Annotated in this window: 12 protein-coding genes; 1 reads left to right on the top strand and 11 read right to left on the bottom strand. The window is 43.1% G+C overall.

Annotation, left to right across the window (positions count from 1 at the left end):
• From DVB69_RS12750 to citZ, 4 genes are all read right to left on the bottom strand, one after another.
• Window positions 1-480 carry a MaoC/PaaZ C-terminal domain-containing protein gene (locus DVB69_RS12750; RefSeq protein WP_116019481.1) on the bottom strand — a complete coding sequence of 160 codons (480 nt, stop codon included), beginning with the start codon at window positions 478-480 and terminating at the stop codon, window positions 1-3.
• A 104-nt stretch (window positions 481-584) separates the two neighbouring features.
• Window positions 585-1,523, bottom strand: a complete 939-nt coding sequence (mdh, locus tag DVB69_RS12745; RefSeq protein ID WP_116019480.1) for a malate dehydrogenase — start codon at window positions 1,521-1,523, stop codon at window positions 585-587.
• A gap of 354 nt (window positions 1,524-1,877) precedes the next feature.
• Window positions 1,878-3,146: an NADP-dependent isocitrate dehydrogenase gene (icd, locus tag DVB69_RS12740; protein WP_116019479.1), complete on the bottom strand. Its 1,269-nt coding sequence runs from the start codon at window positions 3,144-3,146 to the stop codon at window positions 1,878-1,880.
• A 69-nt stretch (window positions 3,147-3,215) separates the two neighbouring features.
• Complete coding sequence (gene citZ, locus DVB69_RS12735; RefSeq protein ID WP_116019478.1) at window positions 3,216-4,331, bottom strand: citrate synthase; 1,116 nt, start codon at window positions 4,329-4,331, stop codon at window positions 3,216-3,218.
• Between the two features lie 190 nt (window positions 4,332-4,521).
• On the opposite strand from citZ, the gene DVB69_RS12730 reads away from it, so the two are divergent.
• A complete protein-coding gene (locus tag DVB69_RS12730; RefSeq protein WP_116019477.1) occupies window positions 4,522-5,499 on the top strand; it encodes an AI-2E family transporter in 978 nt (325 codons plus the stop codon).
• Here the strand turns inward: DVB69_RS12730 and DVB69_RS12725 are convergent.
• The 7 genes from DVB69_RS12725 to DVB69_RS12695 all read right to left on the bottom strand — a co-directional run bounded on the left by DVB69_RS12725 (window position 5,489) and on the right by DVB69_RS12695 (window position 14,436).
• Window positions 5,489-5,872: an FxsA family protein gene (locus tag DVB69_RS12725; protein WP_116019476.1), complete on the bottom strand. Its 384-nt coding sequence runs from the start codon at window positions 5,870-5,872 to the stop codon at window positions 5,489-5,491. The two genes, DVB69_RS12730 and DVB69_RS12725, sit on opposite strands and share 11 nt — an antisense overlap.
• 57 nt (window positions 5,873-5,929) lie before the next feature.
• Window positions 5,930-7,690, bottom strand: coding sequence for a pyruvate kinase (pyk, locus tag DVB69_RS12720; RefSeq protein WP_116019475.1), 1,761 nt, complete (start codon window positions 7,688-7,690; stop codon window positions 5,930-5,932).
• Between the two features lie 33 nt (window positions 7,691-7,723).
• Window positions 7,724-8,683 carry a 6-phosphofructokinase gene (pfkA, locus tag DVB69_RS12715; RefSeq protein ID WP_116019474.1) on the bottom strand — a complete coding sequence of 320 codons (960 nt, stop codon included), beginning with the start codon at window positions 8,681-8,683 and terminating at the stop codon, window positions 7,724-7,726.
• Window positions 8,684-8,721: 38 nt separating this feature from the next.
• Window positions 8,722-9,675, bottom strand: coding sequence for an acetyl-CoA carboxylase carboxyltransferase subunit alpha (locus DVB69_RS12710; protein WP_116019473.1), 954 nt, complete (start codon window positions 9,673-9,675; stop codon window positions 8,722-8,724).
• Window positions 9,672-10,535 (bottom strand): acetyl-CoA carboxylase, carboxyltransferase subunit beta, encoded by an 864-nt coding sequence (gene accD / locus DVB69_RS12705; RefSeq protein WP_116019472.1) that lies wholly within the window; start codon window positions 10,533-10,535, stop codon window positions 9,672-9,674. Before accD ends, DVB69_RS12710 begins: the two co-directional genes overlap by 4 nt.
• Complete coding sequence (locus DVB69_RS12700; protein ID WP_116019471.1) at window positions 10,529-11,191, bottom strand: FadR/GntR family transcriptional regulator; 663 nt, start codon at window positions 11,189-11,191, stop codon at window positions 10,529-10,531. The genes accD and DVB69_RS12700 overlap by 7 nt, the downstream gene beginning before the upstream one ends.
• Before the next feature lie 164 nt (window positions 11,192-11,355).
• The gene (locus DVB69_RS12695) at window positions 11,356-14,436 is read right to left on the bottom strand and encodes a DNA polymerase III subunit alpha (RefSeq protein WP_116019470.1); all 3,081 of its coding nucleotides are present in this window, start codon (window positions 14,434-14,436) and stop codon (window positions 11,356-11,358) included.
• Between the last annotated feature and the right edge of the window lie 5 nt (window positions 14,437-14,441).

The following is a 14,441-nucleotide window of genomic DNA, read 5'->3' as shown; positions in this document are numbered from 1 at the left end:
TTAAAAATTATCCAATGACTGTGATGTGAGTTGTTTTTCTTTTAATTCAGGGGCCGCAACACTTACATAGCCGGTAATTATTTGTTCTCCAGATTCATTTACGGCGGTCACGCTAATGTCGATTTTATTTTCTTCGACAAGAACTAGTTGAACTTCCAATGTGATCTCTACAGTTTCATAATGATAAACCGGAACAGGAAACTCCAAATGTTGAGCGAGAATATAGGATCCTGGACCTGGTAAATATTTAGAAACAGCTGAAGTGATAATACCAGTAAGCATGAGCGTGGGCACTATCGGTTTTTTGACATCTGTCTGTGCAGCGAAATCATGTTGAATATAAATTGGATTGGGATCATTCGTTAATCCAAGATAAAGAAGTAGATCCCTGTCTTCTATCTTTTCAGTCAATTTAAGTTTCTCGCCGACCTTAATATCTTGAATCCCTCTACCGACTCTTCTTTTTTTACCAAGTATCAAAAAAAGTCCCCCTTATTAGGTACTTATCCTACTTCTTTAAAGTCTATCATAAAACAAAAATAAATCGAGTAGTGTCTACCATCACTACTCGATTTATAAGTTTACTAGGCGAGCACTTGCATGACGGATGTTACGGAGTCTGCAGATTTACTTAATGCCTGTTTCTCTTCGTCTGTTAACTCAAGCTCAATAATCTTTTCGATTCCGTCTTTTCCGAGAACCGTCGGGACCCCTAAGTAAATCCCATTCATTCCGAATTCACCTTCCAGATAGGCAATCGCAGGAATAATGCGTTTCTGATCTTTGAGAATCGCTTCTGCCATTTCCACAAGAGACGCAGCAGGTGCATAATACGCCGATCCATTGCCTAAGAGGTTAACAATCTCTGCTCCACCCTTACGCGTCCGTTGTACGATTTCTTCAATACGCTCTGCTGATAGCAATGAAGCAATCGGAACACCACCTGCTGATGAATAACGGACGAGTGGTACCATATCGTCTCCATGGCCACCTAATACAAATCCAGATACATCCTTCACAGAAATGTTTAGTTCTTGCGCAACGAACGTCCGGAAACGAGCCGTATCTAATACTCCAGATTGACCAATCACGCGCTCTTTCGGCAATCCTGATTCTTTGTAGACCGTATATGTCATCGCATCGACCGGATTCGTTAAGACAAGAATCATCGTATTAGGTGAATGCTTTATGATTTCAGCTGTCACCGACTTCATGACCTTCTGATTCGTCTGAACAAGATCATCTCGACTCATCCCCGGTTTGCGCGCAATACCAGCTGTTATGATGACCAGGTCCGAATCCTTGGTGTCTGCATAGTCAGCCGTTCCTATGATGGAAGCATCGAATCCTTGTACAGGACTCGCTTCTAGCATATCCAGCGCCTTCCCCTTCGTTGAGCTCTCCATATTCGGGATGTCCACCAACACTACGTCACACAATTCTTTCTGAGCAAGTAGAAACGCAGTCGTCGCCCCCGTGAATCCAGAACCAATAACAGAAACTTTTTTACGAATCATAGACATATTAAAACTCCCTTTCAGAATTGGATTAATCAAAGCTGAACAGAATATTAAACTGTGTTGATTTCCGTTGCAGGCGGACGCTTTCCGCGGGCACGGCTTCAGCCGCTTCCTTCGCTGCGCTCAGTGCAGGGTCTTCAGCTCGCGCTGTTCCCGCAGGAGTCGCCGCCTTCCACTCCAATCAACGGATTCTATAAGACTAATGATATTGCCTATACAAATTGAAGAAAATACAATATCTTGAAATAACATTTGAGGATTGAAGTATTTTTATATAAACAAAAAGCAGAGGCTACGATTGAAGCTCTGCTTTTTGTCCATTACTTATTGTGTACCTGTCGATTACGTAACGTAAACTTATAGGTTTTTGATTAGCTCGTCAGCGAACTCAGAAGTCTTCACTTCAGTTGCGCCATCCATCAAGCGTGCGAAGTCATACGTTACCACTTTAGAAGCGATTGTCTTTTCGATAGACTTCGTAATCATGTCTGCAGCTTCGTTCCAGCCAAGGTGCTCAAGCATCATAACACCAGAAAGAATAACAGATGATGGGTTTACTTTGTCTAGACCTGCATACTTCGGTGCAGTACCGTGTGTTGCTTCGAAGATCGCGTGTCCTGTTAGGTAGTTAATGTTAGCGCCTGGTGCGATTCCGATTCCGCCAACTTGTGCAGCAAGTGCATCAGAAACATAGTCACCGTTCAAGTTCATAGTTGCAACAACGTCGAACTCTTTCGGACGAGTCAAGATCTGCTGAAGGAAGATATCAGCGATAGAATCTTTAACAATGATTTTGCCTGCAGCTTCAGCGTCAGATTGTGCTTTGTTTGCAGCATCTGTACCTTTTTCATCTTTAATGCGATCGTATTCGTTCCATGTGAATACTTTGTCGCCGAATTCTTGTTCAGCTACTTCATATCCCCAGTTTTTGAATGCGCCTTCTGTGAATTTCATGATGTTTCCTTTGTGTACAAGTGTCAATGATTTACGGCCTTCACTGATAGCATAGTTCAAAGCACCGCGAACTAGACGTTTTGTACCTTCTTCAGAAATTGGCTTAATGCCAAGTCCAGAAGTTTCAGGGAAACGAATATTTTTAACATTGAGCTCATCTTGTAGGAACTTAATAAGTTTTTTAACTTCGTCAGAACCTTCTTTGTACTCAATTCCTGCGTAAATATCTTCTGTGTTTTCACGGAAGATGACCATGTCGCAGTCTTCAGGGCGTTTGACTGGCGAAGGAACACCTTCAAAGTAACGAACTGGACGTAGGCATGTATAAAGATCAAGTTCTTGACGAAGAGCAACGTTCAATGAACGGAAACCGCCACCGATTGGAGTAGTCAAAGGACCTTTAATCGCAATTAGGTATTCGTCAATCGTATCGAGTGTCGCTTGTGGAAGCCATTCTCCTGTTTCGTTGAATGCTTTCTCTCCCGCTAACACTTCTTTCCAAACTAGTTTACGTTTGCCGTTATACGCTTTATCCACTGCGCCTTCAAGTACGCGTGAAGCTGCATGCCAGATATCAGGACCTGTTCCATCACCAATGATGAATGGAACTGTTGCGTGATCGGGAACGTTTAATACACCGTTTGTTACTGTAATTTTACCTTCGTTAGTCATTATAATTCCTCCCAAAGTCATAAGTATAGGGCCGGTATACTTATATACCGCCCCAAAGATTTTTGCTAATTAGCGCTGATCGATTGGCACATATTTTTGCATATCTGGTCCGATGTACTCGGCACGAGGACGGATCAGACGGTTGTTCTCATACTGCTCTAGAATGTGTGCAATCCATCCGGAAATGCGGGAAACTGCAAAAATCGGAGTAAATAGATCATGATCAATCCCAAGTGAATGATAAACCGAAGCTGAATAAAAATCAACGTTTGGCGGTAATTTTTTCTCGCCAGTAACGATTTTTTCAATCTGCTCGGACATACGGAAGTATTTACCTTCTCCGCGCAGTTCAGTTAGCTTTTCAGACATTTCACGAAGGTGCTTAGCACGTGGGTCTCCTTTACGGTAAACACGGTGACCGAAGCCCATGATCTTTTCTTTGTTCGCAAGTTTGTTATGGATGTACTCGTCCACTTTGTCTTCGTCGCCAATTTCCATTAACATTTTCATAACTTGCTCGTTTGCGCCACCGTGCAATGGACCTTTAAGGGCGCCAATTGCAGCTGTAACACCTGAATACATATCTGAAAGGGTAGCAACACAAACACGAGCTGTAAACGTAGATGCGTTTAACTCATGGTCTGCATGCAAAACAAGTGCCTTGTTGAATGCTTCTTCTTCAATCGGCTCCGGTTTTTTACCATTGAGCATGTAAAGGAAGTTTGCTGCATATCCAAGAGTTGTATCAGGAGCTACTGGATCGAGACCTTTCCGAATACGTGCAAATGCGGTAACAACAGTTGCAATTTTCGCTTGTAGTTTAATCGCCTTCAGATAGTTTTCTTCTTTGGACATATCTTCAGCCTTCGCGTCATATAACCCTAACAAGGAGATTGCTGTACGCAATGCTGCCATCGGGTGGACGTCTTTGATTGGATACGTTTTGAAATGAGCGAGCACTTCTTCTGGAACGGACATGTTGTCTGCCAATTGCTGCTTCAATTCAGCCAGCTCATCTTGCTTTGGTAGACGCAGGTGCCAGAGAAGATAGACGACTTCCTCGAAACTCGCATTATTTGCAAGATCGTCAATGTCGTACCCGACGTATGTAAGGGTATCATCGATGATTGAACTGATCGCGGATTGTGTCGCTACAATTCCTTCTAAACCTTTAGTAGATGTCATGAAACTCTCTCCTTCAGTCAGCAGCCGTCTAACCACCCGTTTAATTTTTTGCCTACCGGTTGGGGCAGTCGGCTGATCTGCTAATATTGTTTCCGCCTAAAAACGCTTACAACGTTCATTATAATCAACTTTGTCGGTTTTGTGAATGAAAATGCACAGGATTTCCAGGAAATCTATTAAATCGGAGTGAATTTCTATTAAAAAGCTGAATACTACTTCCTTTTTCAAACAGTACATCGTCCCATTCCTACCTGGAGTAATCGGAGGAATCTTTATATTTCTTGTTCCCCCAGCTGGTATCGCAATTATACTTGCATACTTTGCAGCACCTGTTGTGAACTTCACCAACCACATCCTGCGTTTACCTAGAACACTTTCTGCGTTGGTCGCTATGTCCATCATCATCAGTTTGGTAGTAGGGATTTCAACAATGGCAATTCAAGGGCTAATTGATACTTTACCAATTGCTGAGCGTCATTTGGAGCCCTATACAGGAAACCAGGACTGGTCAGGCGTTGCCATTACATTTTTAAAAGAAAATGTACTAACAGCGGGTCAAACTCTTGTTGAACACACAGTCAAATTCACAGGAGTTCTCTTCCAACAAGTGTTCACTCTCTTTATTTTCCTAGTTGCTTTTTTCTTTGCACTACGCGAAACAGGAAAAGATCGTTTTTGGTTCCTCGTCTACTTTCCAGCATCTATGCGTAGACAGGCACATCGTCTTTTTAAGAAGTCAGGAGAACTCATCGGTCATTTCATTTCCATTGAAGCTCGTCTAGTTTGTTTAACATTTCTACTGTTGTGTATCGGCTTCTTTTTCCTATCGTTTTCATCACCGATTGGAACTGCTTTTCTAATATCCCTTGCAGACAGTCTGCCCTTCTTAGGAATTGGGTTGTTCCTTCTTCCGATGATTCTTTTTTATTTTTATACAGGAAACTATATATTCGGCTCAGCACTCCTGTTGCTCTATATCCTAACACTTGTGACTCGCCAAATCGCAGAGTCCTACTTGTGGGCATCCACTTTTCGGGTCAAGCCAGTCCATGCATTTCTCATCACCGCTAGTTCATTCTACTTATTCGGTTTGCCTGGGATTTTACTGACGCCATTCCTTTTGTTTACAGCCATGAAAATCAGAAACCACCCGAAGTTCATCGAATGATGAGCGTTCCCTTTTTCATTTTCTTGTAAATTTGCTGAATGATGAACGGACGAATCATTTTTCTAGGCCAGCTAAAAAGTAGTAACAGACCTATCAAATCTGTCATGAAACCTGGGACTAGTAGCAACAAGCCTCCTGCAAAAATACACAATCCATCAATGATTGGCGGTCCTGGTGCATCTCCAGCAGCGATTCGCTCCTTAAATTCTACAATCGCTTTGAAACCTTGTTTTTTTGCCAAATAAGCGCCGCCAATACCCGTAATGAGAATAATCAATAGTGTCGGCATAACGCCTAATTGGCTTCCAGCAACAAGCAATAACGTAAGTTCACTTGCAGGAACGACTAAAAATAGAAGCACTAACCATTTCATTTTCATGTCTCCTCTTCGAGAAAAACCGCTATCCTAAAGTTAGGTAGCGGTTTTTGTTTATAGAACTTTAGCATGACCCTTATAGACGACACCAGTTTCAGCGTCCATTGTAATTTCCTTATCATGCTTGATGATTTCAGTAGCATTTTTCACACCGACAATTACAGGAATGCCTAAATTCAATCCAACAATTGCGCCGTGACTTGTAAGTCCGCCCTCTTCTGTAATGAGACCAGCACACTTTTCAAGTACAGGAAGCATATCACGGTCAGTAGAATTCGTCACGAGGATTGCACCTTCTGCATCGAATGCTTCTGCTTCTGCTGCACTGCGGGCAACGATTGCTCGTCCATATGCTACAGATTTGCCGATTCCTTGTCCTTTTACAAGAAGATCCCCGATGACATGGATTTTCATCAGATTTGTTGTACCTGCTTCCCCAACTGGCACTCCAGCCGTAATAATTACGACATCGCCGTGCGTCACGTATTTATGTTTTACGCTCTCTTCGACCGATCCTTCAAGAATCGAGTCAATTGAACTAACACGTGTTCCTACGATTGGATAAGCACCCCACACAAGTGTAAGACGACGAGCAACTTGCTCAGAAGATGTTACGGCAATGATCGGACATCCAGGGCGATATTTAGAGATCATGCGAGCTGTCGTTCCGCTTTCAGTTGGAGCAATTACTGCGTTCACATTTAAGTTAATCGCTGTATATGCAGCAGCTTGTCCAATGGCATCCGTCAAGTTACCGTGCTTTTCTCTACGGCGTGTTGAGATGAAAGATCGATAATCGAAAGACTCTTCGATTTTGTTCGCAATTCGGACCATTGTTTCCACAGATTCTACAGGATACAAACCGGCTGCTGTTTCACCTGACAACATTATTGCATCGGTACCATCAAAAATCGCGTTAGCAACGTCACTCGCTTCTGCACGTGTAGGACGTGGGTTCCGCTGCATCGAATCTAGCATTTGTGTTGCTGTGATAACAGGTTTACCTGCCTGATTACATTTTTGAATTAGTTGTTTTTGAATGACCGGGACCTCTTCTGGAGGAATTTCTACACCCAGATCTCCACGAGCAACCATCAGTCCATCTGATACTTCGATGATAGCATCAATATTATCGACGCCTTCCTGATTTTCTATTTTAGGAATGATGTGGATATTTGAACCGGAATTATTTTCTAACAGTTCACGAATTTCTAATACATCTTCCGCTCTGCGGACGAAGGAAGCAGCGACAAAGTCAATTTCTTGTTCGATCCCGAACAGAATATCTTCTTTGTCTTTTTCTGTAATCCCCGGAAGCTGAACTGAAACACCAGGAACGTTGACACCTTTTTTGTTCTTCAGCTCTCCGGAGTTCATCACTTCGGTGTGGATCAAACCTTCAGCTTTGCTCTTACCTAGCACTTTCAACATGACAAGACCATCATCCAAAAGAATTGTATCGTCTTTATCTACATCGTCAATAAGTTGGTCATAGCTGATTGAGAAACGCTCTTTCGTCCCAACGACTTCTTGCATCGATACATCAATCTTTTGACCTGCAGTCAATTCAATCAATCCGTTTTCCATGGAATGCGTCCGAATTTCAGGTCCTTTCGTATCAAGTAAAATTCCGATAGTTTTTTGTTTAGCAGCTGCTACTTTACGAATTGCTTTTATGCGTTGAAGATGTTCATCATGATCTCCGTGTGAGAAGTTCAAGCGCGCCACATTCATCCCCGCATCGATTAGTTGCTCTAGACGTTCTAGTGATTCACTTGCTGGACCGATTGTACAGACGATTTTAGTTTTTCTCATTGGTTCAGGCCACTTCCTTTTCACTGATTTTCATCAAATAGATAATTCTTTCGATAACGTATACATATCCTTCTCAAATTCAGGATCCCCATCAAATACACGTGATAAATCATATTCAATGACTTGATGATTTTTCATACCAATTGCGGTTGTTTTGCCACCGTTCTTCAATGCTTCGACAGCGCGTGCACCAAATTGGCTAGCAATCACTCGATCTCGTGCAGATGGTGAGCCTCCACGCTGAATATGTCCTAATACAGATACGCGGGTATCGATGCCTTCTTCTGTACTTAACTTCTCAGCAAGCAAGGAAGCGGACATCACTCCTTCGGCGACAATTATAATACTATGCTTTTTACCACGATGCGTTCCTCGTCTCAGACGTTCAAGGATATCAGGTAAATCATACGTCTCTTCAGGGATGAGAATGGTTTCGGCTCCACCAGCAAGACCAGCCCAAAGAGCCAAGTCACCTGCGTTACGCCCCATCACTTCTACTATGAAGGTCCGCTCATGTGAAGTAGCTGTATCTCTTATTTTGTCAATTGCATCGATAACTGTATTCAATGCTGTGTCGAAACCGATGGTGAAGTCAGTCCCGTTTATATCATTATCAATTGTAGCCGGAACGCACGCACAAGGAATACCAAGTTTAGATAACTCCAATGCACCTCTGAACGAACCGTCTCCCCCAATTACGACCACACCTTCAATTCCATTCAATTTCAGCTGTTTGAGCGCTTTTTCTCGACCTTCGATCGTAGTGAATTCTGGGCAACGTGCTGAACGAAGCATAGTTCCCCCTCGTTGGATAATGTCACCTACAGATCCAAGTTGTAAAAGTTCAATTTTCCCGTCTATTAATCCTTGGTAACCATTAAAAACGCCTGCCACTTCGAGTCCTTCATAGATCGCTTTCCGGACGACAGCCCGTACAGCAGCATTCATACCTGGCGCATCTCCACCACTTGTTAATACAGCGATTTTCTTCATCCGTAAACCCTCCTTACAGCAAAGTAAATTGACACAAATTACTCAGTAAACACACCAATTTTCCTGAATTTATCATACCGGTCTTGAACGAGCTCATCACCATCTAACTTACTTAAATCAGTAAGCGCCTTTGATAAAACAGCCTTCATATTTTTTGCTTGTTGTTTCGGATCACGATGTCCGCCACCTAAAACTTCAGGAATGATTTCATCAATAATTCCCATCTTTAACAAATCGGGTGCGGTGATTTTCATCGCTTCTGCTGCTTCTTTTGCATATGCAGCATCTTTCCAAAGTATGGAGGCAGCGCCTTCAGGCGAAATGACCGAATAGGTAGAGTGCTCAAGCATATAGATACGATTCGCAACTCCTAGAGCTAGCGCGCCCCCACTTCCTCCTTCTCCAATAACAATTGAGATAACGGGTACAGTGAAACTTGCCATCTCTACAAGATTGCGAGCAATCGCTTCACTTTGTCCGCGCTCTTCCGCTGCCCGCCCTGGATAGGCGCCTTTCGTATCAATCATACAAATAATCGGTCTGCGGAATTTTTCAGCTTGTTTCATCAGGCGCAATGCTTTTCGATAGCCTTCAGGATGAGGCATTCCAAATGTACGCTTTACATTTTCTTTTGTATCTTTACCACGTTGATGACCGATAATTGTAACTGGTTTTCCATCGAACGAACCGATTCCACCAACTATCGCAGCATCATCTCCGAATGCACGATCGCCATGAAGTTCTATGAAATCTTCAAACAATTCTCCAATATAATCATACGTTGTCGGTCGTTCAGGATGTCGTGCTACTTGAACACGTTCCCACGTCTCCATGTTGCCATAAATATCATTTTCCAACTTTATTAAGCGATCATTTAAATTCCGGATTTCATCAGACAAGTCGACTTCGTTCGTCTCTGTAAACTCTTTTAATTCTTGAATTTTTTCTCGTAACTTTATAATAGGCTCTTCAAATGACATGGTCTTTTTCATTGTACTGCCTCCCCCTTCGTATGAAGTCGGATGATGCGAGAAAGCATATCCTGCATGTCTACACGATGGACGACTGCATCCAACTGACCATGTGCAAGTAGAAATTCAGCCGTTTGGAAGTCTTCAGGTAACTTTTCACGAACGGTTTGCTCAATAACTCGGCGACCCGCAAATCCAATAAGCGCTTTTGGCTCTGCAAGATTGATGTCTCCGACAGAAGCAAAGCTCGCCGAAACCCCACCCGTTGTTGGATAGGTCATAATAGAGATATATAAAAGTCCTTTTTCTGAGTGTCGATTTAATGCAACACTCGTTTTTGCCATTTGCATCAGAGACAGGACGCCTTCTTGCATGCGTGCACCACCACTTGCAGAAAAGATGAGCATTGGAATTCCAAGCTCCGTCGCTTTTTCGACGGCTCTCGTAATCTTTTCACCAACAACTGATCCCATTGACCCCATTCGAAAATGAGCGTCCATGACGGCAATTGCTACTTCATTTCCGTCAATCTTTCCTGTACCTGTAAGCACAGCTTCGTTGAGACCCGTCTTCTCTGCATCTTTTTTCACTTTCGACATGTATGCAGGAAACTCCAATGGATTTTCAGTCCCTAGATGATCATCCATAGATACAAACGTTCCTTCATCTATCAAGGAATCGATTCGTTCATGTGCCGTCATTTTGAAATGGAAATCACATTTAGGACAAACTTTAAGGAGCTTGCCCAGTTCTTTTGTTGGTTCAACGTGCTTACAAGCTGGACATTTCGTCATAATTCCTTCAGGTACATCGCTCTTAGACTTCGCATTCGGCATAATTGCCTGTTGTTTTTTCACATTTGTAAATAGGTCCCTTAGCATTCGTGTTCGTCCCTTCTTTCACCGTTGACGATGTCAAGCCAGTCCGCATACCGCATAACGGCTAGTTGGCTGTTCCCGTTCATCATCTCTTTAAGTAAATTCGATGCAACTTCTTTTTCGTCTTCCGCCATAGTTTCATGAAACGGAGCGCGGCTATATTGTTTCAATAAAAACCAAATTTTCAACGACAAGCGATTTTCTGAAACCACTACGATCTCTTGCAACAACTCTTCCCTGATGATCGGCTCTATTCCTTTTAGTTTCTCTAAAAAACTTTCCCATACAGGCAGCGTTCTTCTTTCAGGATCATTGGAAATACATTCAATGGCTGCTCTTTCATGAATCCTTCGCGTCTCATCCACAGACTTGAATGATTGTGGATTTTGCATAATGAATGTAGAAAGAATCTCTACTAGCTGATGCTTTTTATAGTCCGCGAGAAACGTTCCCTCTCCTCTTCTTGTTTCAATCAGTCCAAGAAGTTCAAGACTTCGGAGTGCTTCTCGAATTGTGGATCTACCCACTTGCAACCGATCCGCTAGCACACGTTCAGAAGGTAACTTATCCCCTATGACGGCACCTTCTTCTTTAATGATCGTACGCAGATCCGAAACAATATCCAGAAATCGTTTCGATGATGGACGAGAGTTTTCCATGTCCAAACTCCTTTTTATGCTACATTATAAAGTGGTCAGACCACTATCCTTTATTAGCATACAAAAAAGCACGCCTGCCGTAAAGTGATATCCGGAAATCCTTTTTCGATTTGTTATGGAGTTGTCTACGTCACTGTCCTTCATAAGTAGCCATCCAGATCCGTTTAGATTGTCACAATCTCCTGAACAACGAGTTGTGGTTTGCCATTTCTCACTTCCACTGTACCTTGAAAAACAAGTAATGACTGATCTTTCAACTCACTGCTGCACGTTGCATATTGTTTCGGGAATAACGTACACGATATTTCTCCAGTCTCATCTTGTAATTCGAGAAATGCCATCGCTTCTCCTTTTTTTGTACGAATCCTCTTAACTTCCAACACCATTCCTGCTAAAACCACCTTAGCTCCTGATGATTTTTCTAGGGCGTCTGCAATCGGATTCGTTACAGTGGTAAGTTTCTTTTTAAAAGAAGCAATCGGGTGTTCCGATAAGTAGAATCCAAGTGTCTCTTTTTCATAGTCAAGTCGTTGCATATCTGACATCGTTCCGCCGGGACTATATTTAGGACTCGCCATCCCTTTCATCATCCCTGCGAGTAAGTCGGTTTCATCAGACGATGGTCTAACAAAGAGCGCATGTTTTCGTGCTGCTTCTATTGTTGCGAGCAGCACTTCACGTGTTTGGCCGAATTCGTCCAATGCTCCAGATTTCACTAGTTGCGGAATTGTTTTTTCAGTGAAGTTTTCAGCACCGATTGCGACAGACAAGTCAAAAAGGGTTAGCATAGTCACTCCTTGCTGACGCGCCCGTTGCAGGGTTGTATAAAACGGAAAGCTAATTCCTTTCACTGCACTCAACCCAAGTCGGATAGATCCATTTTCCGTTGTCGCAGACCAGTTGCTTTTTGTAATGGAAGGACCAAGAACAGGGATCCCCTTCGCTTTCACTTCACGCATGAATTCCGTCGTCTTCTCCGGGGAACCCGCTAATACGGATAGACATCCCGCATAAAAGTATTCGGGTTTATTTGCCTTCAAGTACGCGAGTTGGTAGGAAACCAACGAGTAGGCAACCGCATGACTCTTCGGGAATCCATAATCCGCAAACTTTACTATCAGTTCATAAATATCACCTGCGATACTTTTAGGGAAACCGTTTCGCTGAGCGCTTTCTGTAAAATGGACGCGTTCCTGCATCAGCACATCCCGTTTCTTTTTACTGATAGCACGTCGTAACAAGTCCGCTTCCCCTAAAGTGAATCCTGCAATCTGAACCGCAATCTGCAAAATTTGTTCTTGATAAACAATAATTCCATACGTCTCTTTTAAAATCGGCTCGAGCGCAGGATGCATGTAGTGAATCGGTTCTAACCCTTTTTTCCTTCTGCTATAGAGAGGGATATTTTCCATTGGACCAGGTCGGTATAAGGCATTGATGGCATAAATATCTTCAAAAGTATCGGGTGAAATGTCTCTCAGTGCTTTGCGCATGCCAGGTGATTCGAATTGAAAAATCCCTGACATATCCCCTTTTCTAAATAACTCCAAAGTCCGTTCATCCTGGGGGGGAATTGTATCTAGCGAGAGGTCGTCGCCCGTGTCAAATCGAATCATTTTACGAATCCTATCCAGCAAAGTCAGATTACGCAATCCGAGAAAGTCCATTTTTAGAAGTCCAGCTTCTTCCGAGTCATTCATCGCCCATTGTGTTAAATAGATGGAATCCCCGCCACTTTGTAGCGGAACGGTTTCAACAAGAGGGGTTGGTGAGAGTATGACCCCTGCAGCGTGTGTTGAAGCATTTCGTGGTAGACCTTCTAGCGCGAGAGATGATTCGTACCAACGAGCACGTACTTCCTCTTTTTCAATCCACGATTGAAGTTGTGAGGATTGACTCACTTTCTCTTGAAGCGTTTTACCGGGAGCATCAGACAACGTTTTAGATAGGAATGTCATGTCCTCGTTCGAAAACCCAAAGACCCTAGCTGTATTACGCGCTACGGACTTAGCAGACAACGTACCGAACGTTATAATTTGGGCTACGTGTGCTTTCCCGTATTTTTGCGCGACATACTCGACTACTTCCATTCTCCGTGTATCGGCAAAATCAACGTCAATATCCGGCATGGTCACTCTGCTTTTATTTAAAAACCGTTCAAATATCAACCCATATTTCAACGGATCCACCGCAGTGATCCCAAGGGAGAATGCAACGAGTGCTCCGGCTGAAGACCCTCGACCCGGTCCAACTTCAATATCTTTATTTTTTGCATAGGCAATGAAATCTTCTACAATCAGGAAATAATCCTGATAGCCCATTTCTACGATGACATCCAATTCGTACCGGAGTCGCTCTTCATATGCTGGAGAAATCTGACCAAATCTTTTTTGTAACCCTAACCGACAATGGTTTTCAAGCTGTTGTGCGGCAGTCTCCGTCTCATCGACAGGAAACTTTGGCATGAGTAGATGTTTTTCCGGCAACTGAACATCGCAAGCTAATAGCACGTCTGCAGCCTTCTCTAGCCAATGCTCTTTCCCTGCAAACCATCGTTCCAGTTCCTCTTGCTCAGGCACATATGCGTCTGAATAGAGGTTTTCAGGACGGGTAGGATCATTCAGTTTGTAACCTTCGCGAATCGCTTGCGCTGTTTCGAAGCTGAATGCGTCTTTTGGCTCGATGAATCTAGCTTCACTGCACGCTACAATAGAAAGTCCTTCAGAAGAGGCTAGTTGTTCAATCGCAGGTTCTTCAGGATGAACAGCTCCAGCGGGTCGCGCAATTCCTATATGCAACTCTTCAGGTGTGCATTGCATTTTCAATCGTTGGATCGTTTCTTCAGTTCGGATTTCGTTCCAAGAGGGGTCTGTAAGCGGAAAAATAACGGCGCAGTTCGCAGTATAGGATCTCAACCACTTTTCAGGTAGATTCTCAGCATCTCGTGTTGAAACAGCACTACTCATCTTTAATAACTGACGAAAACCCATTTCGTTTTTAGCATAGATGTAACATAATGGCGTTTCTCCAGTCGTCAGTTCTATGTTCACAGAAAGTCCTATGACTGGATGAATGCCATACTTAGTCATCACTTTCCAAAACGATCTTATTCCGGAAAGAGTCGAATTCACAATTGCAGCCGAAACAGCCCCTCTTCTTTGCAGAAGAGGAGCCAATCGGTCAAGCTTTATAATGCCGTTAAGTAAGTCGGCACCCGTTATAATTTGCGGATAAACAAGCTTCATTGTCT

The sequence above is a fragment of the Sporosarcina sp. BI001-red genome (genome assembly GCF_003384035.1).
Lineage (GTDB): Bacteria > Bacillota > Bacilli > Bacillales_A > Planococcaceae > Sporosarcina.
Note: the sequence above shows the minus strand (reverse complement) of the source record. Positions and strands in the feature narration are given on the sequence as shown.